This is a genomic window from Sphingomonas sp. SORGH_AS_0879, from assembly GCF_030819175.1.
In the GTDB taxonomy this organism is placed as follows: Bacteria; Pseudomonadota; Alphaproteobacteria; order Sphingomonadales; family Sphingomonadaceae; genus Sphingomonas.
The window spans coordinates 3,861,874-3,876,855 of the sequence record NZ_JAUTBJ010000002.1 but is presented as its reverse complement, the minus strand read 5'-3'; the positions used below and the strand labels follow the sequence as shown (position 1 = coordinate 3,876,855).

Annotated in this window: 14 protein-coding genes and 1 pseudogene; 5 read left to right on the top strand and 10 right to left on the bottom strand. The window is 66.1% G+C overall.

The window, feature by feature from the left end; translation table 11 throughout:
- Positions 1 to 85: 85 nt before the first annotated feature.
- Together QE379_RS18145 and QE379_RS18140 are read left to right on the top strand one after the other, a co-directional pair.
- Positions 86 to 994 carry a sugar kinase gene (locus QE379_RS18145; protein WP_307002624.1) on the top strand — a complete coding sequence of 303 codons (909 nt, stop codon included), beginning with the start codon at positions 86 to 88 and terminating at the stop codon, positions 992 to 994.
- 175 nt (positions 995 to 1,169) lie between these two features.
- Complete coding sequence (locus QE379_RS18140; RefSeq protein ID WP_307002623.1) at positions 1,170 to 2,846, top strand: alpha-L-fucosidase; 1,677 nt, start codon at positions 1,170 to 1,172, stop codon at positions 2,844 to 2,846.
- Positions 2,847 to 3,038: 192 nt separating this feature from the next.
- Here QE379_RS18140 and QE379_RS18135 read toward each other — a convergent pair.
- The 8 genes from QE379_RS18135 to QE379_RS18100 form a co-directional block, all read right to left on the bottom strand.
- A protein-coding gene (locus QE379_RS18135; RefSeq protein ID WP_373461696.1) for an IS3 family transposase occupies positions 3,039 to 4,204 on the bottom strand; the annotation gives its coding sequence in 2 pieces (ribosomal slippage) (positions 3,039 to 3,943 and positions 3,943 to 4,204; 1,167 coding nt in all).
- 162 nt (positions 4,205 to 4,366) lie between these two features.
- A complete protein-coding gene (locus tag QE379_RS18130) occupies positions 4,367 to 5,362 on the bottom strand; it encodes an IS5 family transposase (protein WP_306997241.1) in 996 nt (331 codons plus the stop codon).
- A gap of 448 nt (positions 5,363 to 5,810) precedes the next feature.
- The gene (rplA, locus tag QE379_RS18125; RefSeq protein ID WP_058715478.1) at positions 5,811 to 6,503 is read right to left on the bottom strand and encodes a 50S ribosomal protein L1; all 693 of its coding nucleotides are present in this window, start codon (positions 6,501 to 6,503) and stop codon (positions 5,811 to 5,813) included.
- Between the two features lie 4 nt (positions 6,504 to 6,507).
- Complete coding sequence (gene rplK / locus QE379_RS18120; protein ID WP_007407063.1) at positions 6,508 to 6,939, bottom strand: 50S ribosomal protein L11; 432 nt, start codon at positions 6,937 to 6,939, stop codon at positions 6,508 to 6,510.
- Between the two features lie 381 nt (positions 6,940 to 7,320).
- Entirely contained in the window at positions 7,321 to 7,857 is a 537-nt protein-coding gene (nusG, locus tag QE379_RS18115; protein WP_261268998.1) for a transcription termination/antitermination protein NusG, read from the bottom strand.
- Between the two features lie 10 nt (positions 7,858 to 7,867).
- The gene (gene secE / locus QE379_RS18110; RefSeq protein ID WP_058715474.1) at positions 7,868 to 8,065 is read right to left on the bottom strand and encodes a preprotein translocase subunit SecE; all 198 of its coding nucleotides are present in this window, start codon (positions 8,063 to 8,065) and stop codon (positions 7,868 to 7,870) included.
- A gap of 488 nt (positions 8,066 to 8,553) precedes the next feature.
- Positions 8,554 to 8,736, bottom strand: a complete 183-nt coding sequence (locus QE379_RS18105; RefSeq protein ID WP_307002620.1) for a YbdD/YjiX family protein — start codon at positions 8,734 to 8,736, stop codon at positions 8,554 to 8,556.
- A complete protein-coding gene (locus QE379_RS18100) occupies positions 8,733 to 10,778 on the bottom strand; it encodes a carbon starvation CstA family protein (protein ID WP_307002618.1) in 2,046 nt (681 codons plus the stop codon). Before QE379_RS18100 ends, QE379_RS18105 begins: the two co-directional genes overlap by 4 nt.
- 172 nt (positions 10,779 to 10,950) lie before the next feature.
- On the opposite strand from QE379_RS18100, the gene QE379_RS18095 reads away from it, so the two are divergent.
- Entirely contained in the window at positions 10,951 to 11,799 is an 849-nt protein-coding gene (locus QE379_RS18095; RefSeq protein WP_307002616.1) for a DUF4253 domain-containing protein, read from the top strand.
- Between the two features lie 77 nt (positions 11,800 to 11,876).
- Positions 11,877 to 12,470 carry an NADPH-dependent FMN reductase gene (locus QE379_RS18090; protein WP_307002614.1) on the top strand — a complete coding sequence of 198 codons (594 nt, stop codon included), beginning with the start codon at positions 11,877 to 11,879 and terminating at the stop codon, positions 12,468 to 12,470.
- A gap of 244 nt (positions 12,471 to 12,714) precedes the next feature.
- On the opposite strand, the gene QE379_RS18085 is transcribed toward QE379_RS18090, so the two are convergent.
- Complete coding sequence (locus QE379_RS18085) at positions 12,715 to 13,386, bottom strand: thymidylate kinase (RefSeq protein ID WP_307002612.1); 672 nt, start codon at positions 13,384 to 13,386, stop codon at positions 12,715 to 12,717.
- A gap of 1 nt (position 13,387) precedes the next feature.
- Positions 13,388 to 13,666 (bottom strand): chorismate mutase, encoded by a 279-nt coding sequence (locus tag QE379_RS18080; RefSeq protein WP_307002610.1) that lies wholly within the window; start codon positions 13,664 to 13,666, stop codon positions 13,388 to 13,390.
- 110 nt (positions 13,667 to 13,776) lie between these two features.
- Here QE379_RS18080 and QE379_RS18075 point away from each other — a divergent pair.
- Positions 13,777 to 14,788: pseudogene (locus tag QE379_RS18075) on the top strand (polyprenyl synthetase family protein).
- Positions 14,789 to 14,982 lie beyond the last annotated feature (194 nt).

Here is a 14,982-nt window from a genome sequence, read left to right as displayed (position 1 = left end):
GCCCGGTCTGGTTGACCAGTTACAAATTTTGGCCTTGCCACTATAGGGCGGCTATGGCGCCATGGGCCTGTAGGAGAGAATATCGATGCGGATCGTGATCGTCGGCGAAGGAATGGTCGAGTTGTCGCGCGCGGAGGGCGATCTGTGGCGGCTCAGCCATGGCGGCGACACGCTGAACACCGCGATCCATCTGGCGCGGATGGGGCGGCACGTGCGCTATGTCACGGCGCTGGGCGAGGATGCGTTCAGCGCCGGATTGCTGCGCGACTGGGCGGTCGAGGGGATCGACACCTCGCTGATCCAGCGTGATCCGAGCCGGATGCCGGGGCTGTACGCCATCGCGACCGATGCGAATGGCGAGCGCAGCTTCGCCTATTGGCGTGGTGAGAGCGCAGCGCGGCGGACCCTGTCCCTGCCCGGTGCGGACGCGGTGATGGCGGCGGCGGAACAGGCCGATCTGCTGCTTTTCTCGCTGATCACGATGGCCATTCTCGATGACGAGGGACGCGATCGGTTGATCGCGCTGGCCGGTCGCGTGCGGGCGCGAGGTGGTCGGGTCGCGTTCGACGGCAATTACCGTCCACGCCTGTTCCGCGACCAGCAGGAGGCGCAGCATCTCTGCCGCCGCGCCATCGCGGTCTGCGATATCGGCCTGCCCACGCTGGAGGACGAGGCGATGCTGAACGGCGCGACCTCGGCGGCGGAGGTGCAGGCGCATTGGCAGGGGCTCGGTGCGCGGGAAGTCGTGGTGAAGCTTGGTGCCGAGGGCTGTCTGCTCGGCGGCGTCGGTGTCGTTCCCCCGCACGAGCGCCTGTCGCCACGCGATACCAGCGGGGCGGGCGACGCCTTCAACGCGGGATATCTGGGTGCGCGGCTCGACGGGGCGTCGCCGGAGGAGGCAGCGGTTCGGGGGCATATGCTGGCGGGCTGGACGGTAATGCGGTCCGGCGCGATCCCGGTGCGCGACGAGGCACTGGCCGCTTTGCAGGCGTGAATTTGGACTAACCAAAACTCTATCTCCGGTCGTATCCTTTGGCTTTGGTTGGCCATTGGTGATATCACAGGCGAATTTTCCATATCGCTGATGAAAGCGCTTGCATGGTATCGAACGGAATGACAGCTTAACTCCGACAAGACCGGCAGTGCTGCGGGTGTGACGGGAGGGCGGGATGAAGGTCAATCGGCGCGATCTGTTGGGGGCGGTCGGAATGGCGGGCGCGTCGACGGCGCTGTCCTCTCCGGCGGGAGCCGTCGGCATGGCGACGGCGCAGGACCGTCCCTTCACGCCGGACTGGGCATCGCTGTCCGCCGGTTACCGCGCGCCCGACTGGTATCGCGATGCCAAATTCGGGATGTGGGCGCATTGGGGACCGCAATGCGTGCCGGAGGAGGGCGACTGGTATGCCCGCGACATGTATATCCAGGGCTCGCGTGCTTATAACGCCCACGTCAGGAAGTACGGCCATCCCAGCAAGGTCGGTTTTCTCGACGTGGCGGGCCAGTGGAAGGCGGAGCGCTGGAACCCCGAACACCTGCTCGATCTCTATACCCGCGCCGGCGCCAGATATTTCGTCGCGCTCGCCAATCACCACGACAATATCGACACCTTCGCCTCCTCCCATCCGTGGAACACCACCCGGATCGGCCCCAGGCGCGATATCGTCGGCACCTGGGCGAAACTCGCGCGGGCGCGGGGGCTGCGCTTCGGCGTGTCGAACCACGGCGCGCATAGCTGGCACTGGTACCAGCCCGCTTATGGTTACGATCCCGAAGGACCGATGCAGGGCAGGCGCTATGACGCGGCGTGGCGGCGGACGGCGGACGGGCGGGGCGCCTGGTGGGAGGGGCTGGACCCGCAGCTTCTCTATAACGGTCCGATCATGCCCATGCCCGACGGCATTACCAACCGGACCGAGGCACAGGCCTTTCACGAGCGCAACGACAGCATGTGGACCGAGGGGCGTCCGCCCAACCGCCCCGACTATGTCGAAAGCTGGGCGCGGCGCTGTCGCGAGCTGATCGACAATTACCAGCCCGACCTGCTCTATTTCGACGATATCGACCTGCCGCTGGAGCAGACCGGGCTCGACATGGCAGCCTATTATTATAACGCCAATCGTCGCTGGCATGGCGGGCGGCTGGAGGGCGTGTTGACCGCCAAGACCACGCCCGCGCACCGCCGCATGGCGCTGGTCGACGATGTGGAGCGCGGCGGCAAGACCTATATCGAGACCTATCCGTGGCAGACCGATACCTGCATCGGCAACTGGCATTATGACCGGGCGCTCTATGAGCGTGACGGTTACAAGAGCGCGGCCACGGTGATCCATACGCTGTGCGATGTCGTGTCGAAGAACGGCAATCTGCTGCTCAACGTGCCGATGCGCGGCGACGGTACGATCGACGAAAAGGAAGAAGCGATCGTCGAGGGCATCGCCGCCTGGATGGGCGGCTATGGCGGGGCGATCCATGGCTCGCGGCCCTGGCGCGTCTTCGGCGAAGGGCCGGGCATGGGCGGCGGCGGCATGTTCAGCGAGTCGCAAAAGTCCAAATATGGTGCCAGGGACATCCGCTATGTCCGCAAGGGCGATCAACTCCATGCGCTGCTGCTCGGCTGGCCCGAGGACGGCGTGGCGCGGCTGACGCTGTTCGCGACGGGCAACACGATCGGACGCGGCGAGGTGTCGCGGGTGACACTGTTCGGTGATGCGACCCCGCTGTCCTTCCGCCGTACCGGCGACGCGCTGGAGGTGACGCTCCCCGCCGGTGCGCGCGAGACGATCGGGGTGCCGCTGGTCCTGTCCGGACGTGGGCTGGTCGAGGGGAGTTTGCCCGACCCGGCGTGATCGCCACAATCCTCCCCAAGCTCGCTTGGGGAGGGGGACTGCTGGGCATAGCTCGGTGGTGGAGGGGCTTGCCGGACCGACGAAGTAGTCAATTCGTGAGCCGATCGACATTCGGGCGGAAGGACCATCTTTCCTCCCCTGTAAGGATTCCTCTGCGAAACGGCTCATTTGTGATGACGTGACCCCGGTCTTTCATCCAGCGGCAACCAGAGACCGACCGTGGTTTTCGCGCATAAGCGCAGGTGAAGCAACGGGCGGGGTTAACCCCGCCCGTTGCTGTTCGAGCCCGGCAGCGAAGGCTGCCGGAGTGGCGTAGCCGAGCGAGGAGTGCGGACGCTCGTTGTTGTAGTCGTCGACCCAGCGGGCCAGAATCGAGCGGGCCTGACCGATGGTGAAGAACAGCGTCTCGTTGAGCAGCTCGTCGCGCATGCGACCGTTAAAGCTCTCGACGAACCCGTTCTGCGTGGGCTTGCCCGGCGCGATGTAATGCCACTCGATGCGGGCATCGCCGGACCAGGCGAGCACCGCGTTCGACGTCAGTTCGGTCCCGTTGTCGCTGACGATCATCTTCGGCCTGCCACGCTCGGCGATCAGATCGGCCAGCTCGCGCACGACCCGCCGGCCCGAGATCGACGTGTCCACCACCGCCCGAAGGCATTCGCGCGTGACGTCATCGACGATGTTGAGCACGCGGAACCGACGGCCGGTCACGAGCTGGTCGTGGACGAAGTCCAGACTCCAGCGCTGGTTGGGAAGCGCCAGCACTGACGCGGGCGCACGGCTGCCTGTGGCGCGCCTTCGTCCCTTCCGGCGCCTGACCGTCAAACCCTCCTCACGATAGAGCCGCTGGGTCTTCTTGCGGTTGATCGTGATGCCGTCCCGGCGCAGCAGGATGTGCAGACGCCGATAGCCGAACCGTCGGCGTTGCTGCGCCAGCTCGCGCAGCCGCGACCGCAGGTCGCCATCATCCGCCCGGCACGAGCGATACCGCATGCTCGTGCGGTCTGCCCCAACGACCGTGCATGCCCGCCGCTCGCTCATCCCCAACGTCGCCTGGAGATGCGCGACCGCTTGCCGCTTCGCGGCGGGCGTCACCACTTTTTTGACAGCAGGTCTTTCAACCCCGCATTGTCCAGCATCGTGTCCGCCAGTAGCCGTTTGAGCCGGGCGTTCTCCTCTTCGAGCGACCGCAGGCGCTTTGCGTCGGATACCTCCAGGCCGCCGAACTTCGCCTTCCACGCATAGTAAGTCGCGCTCGACATCCCGTGCTTGCGGCACAGCTCCGTCACCACCGCACCCGCCTCGGCCTCCTTCAGGATGCCGATGATCTGCTCTTCCGAAAACTGCTTCCGCTTCATTCCGTCCGTCCCTTTAAGGAGACGGTCTCTACTTCCAGTTGGATGAAGAAACGGGGGTCACGTCAGTGACAGAGGATCTGGGCGAGGCTTTCGCTGCAGGGATCCGGTACGGGCCTTGGTCAGCTTTGGCTGGCCGGTTTGGAGGGGCAGGATCGCTCCGGCTCAGCCAGCGGCAAGGATGGCGGCGCGTCTGAGATTGTAGATGGTGGCAAAGGCGAGGAAGTCTGCGGCGTTCCGCTCGATCGACAGGCATCTGGTGCGCGCCTTGCCGTAGAGGCGCTTCATGGCGCTGAAGACCGCCTCGACAGGGGCGCGCCGTCTGGCGATGAGGTGGTTGCGCCGGGCCTGCCAGCGCGGCAGCTTTGGCATGTAGCGGTGCCGGCGATGCATGATGCGATCCTTGATCCCGGCCGCCTTCAGGGCCTTGCGACGCGCCTGGCCCTCATAGGCCCGGTCGGCATAGACCGCGCCTTCGTCGCCGCAGACCAGCGCGTCGGCCCGTTCGACATCCTGGACCCTGGCCGAGGTGAAGGCCAGCTTGCGGATCAGGCCCGAGCCCTCGTCCATGCCGATATGGAAGCGGTAGCCGAACACCGGCTTGCCGTCCTTGCGCGTCCAGTCGGCACCCGGCTCCTGGGGGTGCGGATCACCCGGCGCGATCCAGTCCCCGCGCGGGGGCTTGCGGGTCGCCTTGACCACCGAGGCATCAAGGATCGTCCCCCGCCGCAGCACCAGCCCCTGCGCATCCAGCTGCCGGTTGATCTCGGCAAAGCAGCGCTCCAGCACGTCCCCCGCCGCCGCCGCCGCGCGAAACCGGCACAGCGTCGTCTCGTCCGGCGTGCCGCCATCCAGCGCAAAGCCGCAGAACCGCCGGAACGACAGCCGGTCGAGCAGCGCCTCCTCCAGCCCGGGGTCCGACAGATCATACAACGCCTGCAGATACAGCGCCTTGACCATCGCCAGCGGCGCATAGGGCGGTCGACCCGTCCGACCCTGCCGCAGCGGCGACACCAGCGGCTCCAGCCGGCTCCAGTCGATCAGCCGCTCGATCCCCGACAGCTTCGCATTCGATCCCAAGCGCGGATCCATCAACGCTTCCACCAGCGATCGCTGCTCGACCATCACCATGCCCTCCTGCCCGCACAGTGAATCACTCAACCATCCTCATTGCCAGACGTTTCGCAGAGGAATCCTGCAAGGGGAGGGGGACCATGCGTAGCATGGTGGAGGGGTGTCCCCGTATCGAGAGCGCGACACCCCTCCGTCAGGCCTGACGGCCTGCCACCTCCCCTGCAAGGGGAGGAATGGATCAATGTCGATCGGCCCTGGTTTCGTCTTGGCCGGGGCAAGGCGGAACATCGCCTCACGCGGGGCATGGATCGAGGGCAGGGCAATGCCCCTCCACCACGCCCTGACGGGCGCGGTCCCCCCTCCCCATCGGAGATGGGGAGGAATGGATCTGTCGAAATCTTCCCCAAGCTGTACTTGGGGGCCGCTGGGCGCAGTCCGGCGGTGGAGGGACAAAGGCCCGAGCCGAACCCCAAAGAAAAAGGGGCCGGAACCATGGTTCCGACCCCCAATTCCTCAGCCTTTCGGCAGCGGCGGATTACGCGCCCGGAATTTCCGAGACGTTCACCTTGATGCCGCGGCCCATCGTCGACGAGACGGCGACCTTGCGGACATACTTGCCCTTCGCGCCCGACGGCTTGGCCTTGATCAGCGCATCGACCAGCGCGTCGAAGTTCGCGCGCAGGTCTTCCGCCGGGAACGACGCCTTGCCGATGCCCGAGTGGATGATGCCCGCCTTTTCGACACGGTACTCGACCTGGCCGCCCTTGGCCGCCTTGACGGCTTCGGCGACGTTCATGGTCACGGTGCCCAGCTTCGGGTTCGGCATCAGGCCCTTGGGGCCCAGCACCTTGCCGAGGCGACCGACGACGCCCATCATGTCCGGGGTCGCGATGCAGCGATCGAAATCGATGGTGCCGCCCTGGATGGTTTCCATCAGGTCCTCGGCGCCCACGACGTCCGCACCGGCGGCGCGTGCTTCGTCGGCCTTCGCGCCCTTGGCGAACACGCCGACGCGGACGGTCTTGCCGGTGCCCTTGGGCAGGGTGACGACGCCGCGGACCATCTGGTCGGCGTGACGCGGGTCAACGCCCAGGTTGACGGCGACTTCGATCGTCTCGTCGAACTTCGAGGTCGCATGGGTGCGCGCCAGCGAGATCGCTTCGTCGATGCCGTGCAGCTTCTCGGAGTCGATCTGGACCGACTTCTGCTTCTTGGTCAGCTTCGCCATGATATCAGCCCTCCACCACTTCGAGGCCCATCGCGCGGGCGGAGCCTTCGATGATCTTGGTCGCAGCCTCGATGTCGTTGGCGTTCAGGTCCTTCATCTTGACCTGGGCGATTTCCGCGAGCTTCGAGCGCGCGATCTTGCCCGCCGACACCTTGCCCGGCTCCTTCGAGCCCGACTTCAGGTTGGCGGCCTTCTTGATGAGGTAGGTCGCAGGCGCGGTCTTCGTCTCGAACGAGAACGAACGGTCGGCATAGACGGTGATGACGGTCGGCAGCGGGGTGCCCTTCTCGACTTCGCCGGTCTGCGCGTTGAACGCCTTGCAGAATTCCATGATGTTCACACCGCGCTGACCCAGCGCCGGGCCGATCGGCGGCGAGGGGTTGGCGGCGCCTGCAGGGACCTGCAGCTTGATATAGCCGGTAATCTTCTTTGCCATGTCACTCTCTTTTCGAGTCTAGCGGTCGTGACGGGCACACAGGCATAGGCCTGCGCACCCTCCCGCAAGGGTTCCGTCGCATGATGCTAGGGAAGCGCGGGCCGATAGCGGATTGTGGGTGAAATGGCAAGGTGAGTCTGCCCCCAACCTCCGTTCGCACTGAGCGAAGTCGAAGTGCACGGGATTCGCGCGCGGCGAGGCGTGGGGCGTGGGCTTCGACTTCGCTCAGCCTGAACGCGCCGTCATCCCAGCGCAGGCTGGGATCTCTTGCCACGGGCCGACACGCTCGCCGATGAAGGCCCCAGCCTGCGCTGGGGCGACGGTAAAAAAAGGGCCGGTGGCGTTGCCGCCCCGGCCCGTTTTTCATCCAATGGCTCGAACTTACTTCGAGCGTTCGACCTGCTCGAAGTCCAGTTCCACCGGGGTCGCGCGGCCGAAGATCGACACCGACACCTTGACCTTGGACTTGTCGAAATCCAGTTCCTCGACCACGCCGTTGAAGCTGGCGAAGGGGCCTTCCAGCACCTTGACCGCGTCGCCGATCTCGTAATCGACCTTGACCTTGTGCTTCGGGGCGGCGGCGGCCTCTTCCTTGGAGTTCAGCATCCGCGTGGCTTCGCCTTCGCTGATCGCCTGCGGCTTGCCCATCGCGCCCAGGAAGCCGGTCACCTTCGGCGTGTTCTTGACCAGGTGATAGACCTGATCGGTCATGTCGAGCTTGGCCAGCACGTAACCGGGCATGAACTTGCGCTCGACCGCGATCTTCTTGCCGCGGCGGGCCTCGGTCACGGTTTCGGTCGGCACCTCGATCTGGTCGACCAGATGGTCGAGGCCCAGACGGGTCGCCTCGGCCATGATCGAGTCGCGGACCTTGCCCTCGAAACCGGAATAAGCGTGGATGATGTACCAGCGCGCCATGAGAACCCTTTTACTTCGCGAGCGACAGCAGGGTGCGGACCAGCGTCTCGAAGAACGAGTCCACCGCCAGGAAGAAGATGGCCAGGATCGTGGTCATCACGACCACCATCACGCCGGTCATCACCGTTTCCCGCCGCGTCGGCCAGACGACCTTCTTGGTCTCGGTCTTGACCTGGTTGATGAATTCGATGGGGGTCGTCTTCGCCACTCGTGCCGTTCCCGCACCTGCGTTGAAATACTGTCAGCGGGGCATGGGTCCGCCGTCGCCTGACTGAAGGGTCATGCGACGAAAACACCGTCCGCGCTGTTCGGATGGGAACGCGATGTAGCTGTGGCTTGGTCAAAAGGCAAGGGTGGGGCGGGGTGGGGCTTTTTCGTTCGCGCGAAGCCGCGACGGCGCGAAGAAGGTGGGTTCGCGCGGAGGCGCGGAGGCGCGGAGGAGGGGGGAGCCCGGAGACCGGCATCCCAAACCGCGGTTCAGCCTGAGCGTAGTCGAAGGCCAAGGACAAGACATCGCCCAAAAGGTCTTCGAGCCGCAGGCTCTATTGGCGCTGGGGCCTGGCGAGCGTCAGCCCGTGGCCTTCGACTGCGCTCAGGCTGAACGGCGGTGGGAGTGTTGGCCTCTTCTTCTCTCCGCGTCTCCGCGCCTCCGCGCGAACAAACCTTCTTCGCGCCCTCGCGGCTTCGCGTGAACAATCAGCAGCAACGCCCACCATTCTTCCCGCCATACCGCGCCTGTTGCCGCTCACGGAAGAAGGTCACCTCGTCCATCGGCTCGCGGTCGGGATGCTTCGTCGCCATGTGCGCCACATAGGCGTCATAGCTGGGCATCCCGACCATGGCGTTGCCGATCTCGCGCAGGCGGGCGAGCCAGTTCATTCGGCCGCCACCAGTTCGGGCGGAACCTCGGTCACGCTCGGCCGGTCGATGGACCGCGCGATCAGGCAGGTGCGCACCGCATAGACCAGGATCGCCAGCACCACGCCCAGGAAGATCGCGCACAGTCCCGCGTCGATCCGGTCGTTGAACACGATCCGCCCCATCTCCGCCATGGTCTTGGCGGGGGGCAGAACCTTGCCCTCCGCCGCCGCTCTGGAAAACTTGTCGGCATGGGCGAGGAAGCCGACGCGCGGATCGGCGGAGAAAATCTTCAGCCACCCGGCGGTCAGCGTGCAGGCGAGCAGCCAGACCGTCGGGATCACCGTGATCCAGGCGAAGCGGTCCTTCTTCATGCGGAACAGCACGACGGTCGACAGCATCAGCGCGACGGCGGCCAGCATCTGGTTGGAGATGCCGAATAGCGGCCACAACGTGTTCACGCCGCCCAGCGGATCGGTGACACCCTGATAGAGGAAGAAGCCCCAGGCCGCGACGCAAAGCCCGGTCGCGATCAGGCCCGGCGCGACCTTGCTCGATCCGCGAAAGCTGGGGACGACCAGCCCGATCAGATCCTGCAACATGAACCTCCCGGCGCGGGTGCCCGCATCCACGGCGGTCAGGATGAACAGCGCCTCGAACAATATGGCGAAGTGATACCAGAAGGCCTTCATCGCCTGTCCGCCGAACAGGTGGCTGAAGATTTCCGCCATCGCCACCGCCAGCGTCGGCGCGCCCCCTGCGCGGCTGATGATCGTATGCTCGCCCACGTCCTTGGCGACCTGCGTGAGCGTTTCGGGCGAGATCGGGAAGCCCATCGCGGTGACGGCGGCGGCGGCGCTGGCGGGATCGGTGCCCAGCACGGCGGCGGGCGCGTTCATCGCGAAATAGACGCCCGGATCGAGGATCGAGGCCGCGACCAGCGCCATGATCGCCACCGCGCTTTCCATCAGCATCGCGCCGTATCCGATGAAGGGCGCGTCCTTCTCGCTGGCGATCAGCTTCGGCGTGGTGCCGCTGGCGATCAGCGCGTGGAAACCCGACACCGCGCCGCACGCGATGGTGATGAACAGGAAGGGGAAGAGCGGCCCTGCCCAGACGGGCCCGCTGCCGTCGATGAACTTGGTGAGCGCGGGCATCTTGAGCGGCGGGGCCATGATGACGATGCCGATGGCCAGCGCCACGATCGCGCCGATCTTGAGGAAGGTCGACAGATAGTCGCGCGGCGCGAGCAGCAGCCAGACGGGCAGGACCGAGGCGACCGCGCCATACCCGATCAGCAGGAAGCAGAGCTGCACGGGCGTGAAGGTGAAGAGCGGCGCGAGCACGGCGGACTGCGCGATCGACTGGCCGTACACGATGGCGAGGATCAGGCCGATGAAGCCGATGATCGACACCTCGCCGATCTTCCCCGGCCGGACCCAGCGGGTATAGCCGCCCATCAGCATCGCGAGCGGCACGGTGGCGGCCACGGTGAACAGCCCCCAGGGACTCTCGGCGAGCGCCCGCACGACGATCAGCGCCAGCACCGCCAGGATGATGACCATGATCATGAAGGCGCCGAACAGCGCGATGGTGCCCGCCACGGGGCCCATCTCCATGCGGATCAACTCGCCCAGCGACCGTCCGTCACGGCGCATCGACAGGAACAGCACGAGGAAATCCTGCACCGCCCCGGCCAGCACCACGCCCGCCAATATCCACAAGGTTCCGGGCAGATAGCCCATCTGCGCCGCCAGCACCGGACCGACCAGAGGCCCGGCCCCCGCGATCGCCGCGAAGTGGTGGCCGAACAGCACGGTCCGGTCGGTCGCGACATAATCCAGGCCGTCGGCGCGACGAATGGCCGGGGTGGGGCGGCTGGGGTCGATGCCGATCACCTTGGCGATGAACAGCGCATAATAACGATATGCGATCAGATAGACCGAGACGGCGGCGGCCACGATCCACAGTGCGTTGATCGGCTCGCCGCGTACCGTTGCAACGACGCCCAACGCGCCCGCTCCGACGATCGCCAGCGCGATCCAGGGAAGGTGTTTCGTCATGCCCCGTCCGGTCCTCCTATATGCTCTTGGCGAACCTTCTACTCCCCGCTGGCGAGCGTGCCAGCCACCGAAAGTCATCGCTTATCGGCCCGCCCCCGATCCACCCCTGAATCGATTGCGCCGGTGGGGGGTGTCGTGCGAGGCTGTCCCTATGAAACCGACACGGCGATGGATGATCGGGGGCCTGACGCTGAGCGGCTTGCTCGGCGCGGCACGATCGGCGGAAAGCGAACAGGCGACGCGCGACCTGTCCCATCTTCGACCCGATCAGCGCACCGCCGATGAGGCGATGCACAAGCGCATGATGGCGGCGCTGCCCTATGAGCGGGTGACTGTTCCCGGCAAGGATGCGCTGGCGGCATGGGAGCGGCTGAGGGCTTCGGAGCGAGGCTGGCCGGTGGTGATCGGCGGCGATGCGGATCTGGAGCGGATCGCGGACCAGTTCACGATCGATGATCCGGCCGTCTCGGGGGTTCCCTCGAACCGTGCGGGGCCGCGTTCCCCGGCACAGATCATCGCGGCGGCGGACGCTCTGCGCTTTCCGGCGGATTTTCGGACATGGTCGGCGGCGAATGGCGGGGAGGATTTGCGTGCTCCGATCGGCCAATGGCCCACGGATATCGATGCCGGTCCCGAAGCGCCGGGGCTCGCCGTGGCGGAGGACATAACATCCGGCAAGGTCCTTGACCGGGTGCACATAGTGATGCTGCCCGCGCGACATGGCTGGGAGGCGCCCGCCTATCTGCGCTGGGGCAATTGGAATGCCTGCCCGCCATCCGAATATCATGTCGCGGCGCTGCGCGACTGGAATCGCCGCTATGGTGCCGAACTGATCGGGATCAACGGCGATACGATGAACATCCGGGTCAGGACGCGCCCCCAGGACCGGGCGGACGCGCTGCGGCTGGCGCGTGAAATGTACGAATATTGCCCCGACGCCGTGGAGCAGGGGGCGGAAACCCTGTCCAATCTCGCCGCCGGATTGATGACGACGGACTGGTGGTTCCTCTGGTGGGACTGACGGCGTAACCTCCCTGCCGAAACGGTCCCCGCAACTTAGCGCTTGCCCAGTCGCCCGGTCCGGGGTGAAAGGCTGGCATGGCCCATCCTTCCTCTTCCCCGCTGGTCGTCGGCATCGGCGGCACGATCGGCAGTGTCTCCTCGACCGAGCGCGCGCTTCGCATCGCGATGACGGCGGCGGCCGATGAGGGGTTTCGCACCCATGTCTTCGGCGGCGAGGATCTGGCGCGCCTGCCGCTCTACAATCCGCGCGCCGTCGAGCGGACCGAGGCGGAGCGCATCTTTGTCGAAACGGTGCGCCAGGCGTCGGCGATCATCATCGCCAGCCCCGGCTATCATGGCAGCATTTCCGGGCTGGTGAAGAACGCGCTCGACCTGCTGGAGGAAACGGCGAAGGACGACCGGCCCTATCTGGCCGACCTGCCGGTGGGATTGATTGCCACGGCCTATGGCTGGCAGGCGACGGGGTCGACCATCGCGGCCCTGCGCTCGATCGTCCATGCGCTTCGCGGCTGGCCCACGCCCTTCGCGGCGGCGGTGAATACGCAGCAGACGCGGTTCGATGAAGCCGGGAAGATCAGCGACGCCACGGTGGAGGGGCAGTTGCGGCTGGTCGGCCAGCAGGTCGCCCGCTTCGCTCCGCTGGCGGGGACCATCCGCGCGTCGAATTGAGGTGGGGCGTCGCGCGGATTTTGGTTCACGCGAAGCCGCGATGGCGCGAAGTTTTCCAGATGAAGTTCGCGCGGAGACGCGGAGATGTCTTGCGCGCGATAGCGCGCAGTCCCCCTTCTTCGGTCGCTGGAGGAAGAAGGGATGCGTTGTCCACAAGGTACGACGCCTCCGTGTTCTCCGCGCCTCCGCGCGAACCATCCTCTTTCTATTCGCGTCTTCGCGTCTTCGCGCGAAATAAAGGAAACTACCCCAACCGTTCCGTGACCAGCGCGGTGATCTCGTCGGCGATCTCCGCCCGATCGCGCAACGCGCCATGCGCCACGGTCGACACCGTTGCCCATTCGCCCAGCATCGCGCCGTCCGCCATCGCGACATAATTGGCCCGCACCCGCGCTTGAAGCCCCAGATCGGCCTCGTATGCGTCATAGGTGTCGTCGGTGTAGCTCCGCTTGCGCTTGCGTGCGATCAGGTCGCGCGCAACGTCCAGCGGCGTGTCGAGATAGACCGACAAATGGGGTGCGGGCAGGCGAAACTGGACCGTCTCCAGCCGCTCGATCCATTGCAGCAGGGCTTCGGCCTGGTCGGGCGGCACCTGGGCGGCCTGATAGGCCATGTTGGACGCGATATAGCGGTCGAACACGATGACGTCGTGCGCCGCCGCCAGTTCGACCAGATGCGGACGCGATTCGAATCGGTCGAGCGCATAGAGCGTCGCCGCCGTCTCCGGCGCGGCGGCATGGGGCAGGCGACCGGCCAGATACTCGCCCAGCGCCCAGCCGCCGATCGTATCGCCGTAACGCGGGAAGGACAAAGCCGCCGCCGACAGCCCGGCGGCGTTCAACCGCTCGGTCACCGCCGCCGTCGCGGTCGCCTTGCCTGCGCCGTCCGCACCCTCGATCGCCAGAAGAAAGGCCATGTCAGCCGCGCAGGCGTTCGTGATGGCGGATCACTTCATCGATGATGAAGCGCAGGAATTTCTCGGAAAATTCCGGGTCGAGCTGCGCATCGCTGGCCAGTTGGCGAAGCCGTGCGATCTGCGCTTCCTCGCGCCCCGGATCGGCGGGGGGCAGGCCGTTCTTCGCCTTATACTCGCCGACCGCCTGGGTGACCTTGAACCGTTCGGCCAGCATGAAGACGAGTGCGGCGTCGATATTGTCGATCGACTGGCGATAGCCGGTCAGCACGGTGTCGGACATGGTGGACGTGTCTCCCTCTGGCGCGCAGGGCTCCGCGCAATTTCGCGGCTGTCCTTTCGCGCTTAGGCTTGCGTTCGGCAAGCGTTGTCGCCAGAGGCTCTTACCTGCCCATGACCGTAACCGCCACCCGCCTCGCCAAGCCCGCGCCCTCGCTGGACCCGATGATCCGGCTGGTGGCCCGACGACATGAACGCCGTGAACCAGGTGATCATCGACCGGATGCGGTCGGAGATCCCGCTGATCCCGCAACTGGCCGGGCATCTGATCTCGGGCGGGGGCAAACGGATGCGCCCGATGCTGACGCTCGCGAGCGCGCAACTGCTGGGCTATCAGGGGACCAGCCACCATGTGCTGGCGGCGGCGGTCGAGTTCATCCACACCGCGACGCTCCTGCACGACGATGTCGTCGACGGATCGGACCTGCGGCGCGGGCGGCGGACCGCCAACATCATTTGGGGCAATCCGGCGAGCGTGCTGGTCGGCGACTTCCTGTTCAGCCGCTCCTTCCAGTTGATGGTCGATGCGGGCAGCCTGAAGGTGCTGAACATCCTGTCGGGCGCGTCGGCGGTGATCGCCGAGGGCGAGGTGAACCAGCTGACCGCGGTGCGGCAGGTGGGCCTGCCCGAAGAGCGGTATCTGTCGATCATCGACGCCAAGACCGCCGCGCTGTTCGCCGCCGCCTGCCGCATCGCCGCGGTCGTGGCCGAGCGGCCCGAGGCGGAGGAACTGGCGCTGGAGGCCTATGGCCGCAACCTGGGCATCGCCTTCCAGTTGATCGACGATGCGATCGACTATGTCTCGGACGCCGGGACCATGGGCAAGGATGCGGGCGATGATTTCCGCGAGGGCAAGATGACCCTGCCGGTGATCCTGGCCTATGCGCGCGCCAATGACGAAGAGCGGACCTTCTGGAAGGACGCGGTCGAGGGGCGGCGCACATCGGACGAGGACTTTGCCCACGCCATCGCGCTGGTCCGCAAGAGCCGGGCGGTCGACGACACGATGGCGCGCGCGCGCCATTATGGCGGGCTGGCGATCGAGGCGATCCGGGGCTTTGCCGATGGTCCGGCGAAGAGCGCGATGATCGAAGCGGTCGAGTTCGCAGTGGCGCGGGCGTACTGAACCCACTTTGACCCCGGCGAAGGCCCCGGCCCAGGTTCCGCGAACTTTGCAGCGCGCCGGACAAAGCGGGGGAGGCAATCGCCCTGCGCCTTCGATATCTCACCGCAACTGGGCCCCGGCCTTCGCCGGGGTCGATGGTCGTCGACGGCGATCGTTCCGTCACCCAACCCCCGTTCAGGCTGAGCGAAGTCGAA

What these genes read in the sequence shown, in the direction of transcription:
- QE379_RS18100 (WP_307002618.1), bottom strand. Translation starts at nt 10,778, where the DNA reads ATGACGAAACACCTTCCCTGGATCGCGCTGGCGATCGTCGGAGCGGGC.
- QE379_RS18085 (WP_307002612.1), bottom strand. Translation starts at nt 13,386, where the DNA reads ATGGCCTTTCTTCTGGCGATCGAGGGTGCGGACGGCGCAGGCAAGGCG.
- nusG (WP_261268998.1), bottom strand. Translation starts at nt 7,857, where the DNA reads ATGGCGCGCTGGTACATCATCCACGCTTATTCCGGTTTCGAGGGCAAG.
- QE379_RS18105 (WP_307002620.1), bottom strand. Translation starts at nt 8,736, where the DNA reads ATGAACTGGCTCGCCCGCCTGCGCGAGATCGGCAACGCCATGGTCGGG.
- QE379_RS18080 (WP_307002610.1), bottom strand. Translation starts at nt 13,666, where the DNA reads ATGTCCGACACCGTGCTGACCGGCTATCGCCAGTCGATCGACAATATC.
- QE379_RS18090 (WP_307002614.1), top strand. Translation starts at nt 11,877, where the DNA reads ATGGCCCATCCTTCCTCTTCCCCGCTGGTCGTCGGCATCGGCGGCACG.
- QE379_RS18140 (WP_307002623.1), top strand. Translation starts at nt 1,170, where the DNA reads ATGAAGGTCAATCGGCGCGATCTGTTGGGGGCGGTCGGAATGGCGGGC.
- rplK (WP_007407063.1), bottom strand. Translation starts at nt 6,939, where the DNA reads ATGGCAAAGAAGATTACCGGCTATATCAAGCTGCAGGTCCCTGCAGGC.
- QE379_RS18095 (WP_307002616.1), top strand. Translation starts at nt 10,951, where the DNA reads ATGATCGGGGGCCTGACGCTGAGCGGCTTGCTCGGCGCGGCACGATCG.
- rplA (WP_058715478.1), bottom strand. Translation starts at nt 6,503, where the DNA reads ATGGCGAAGCTGACCAAGAAGCAGAAGTCGGTCCAGATCGACTCCGAG.
- QE379_RS18145 (WP_307002624.1), top strand. Translation starts at nt 86, where the DNA reads ATGCGGATCGTGATCGTCGGCGAAGGAATGGTCGAGTTGTCGCGCGCG.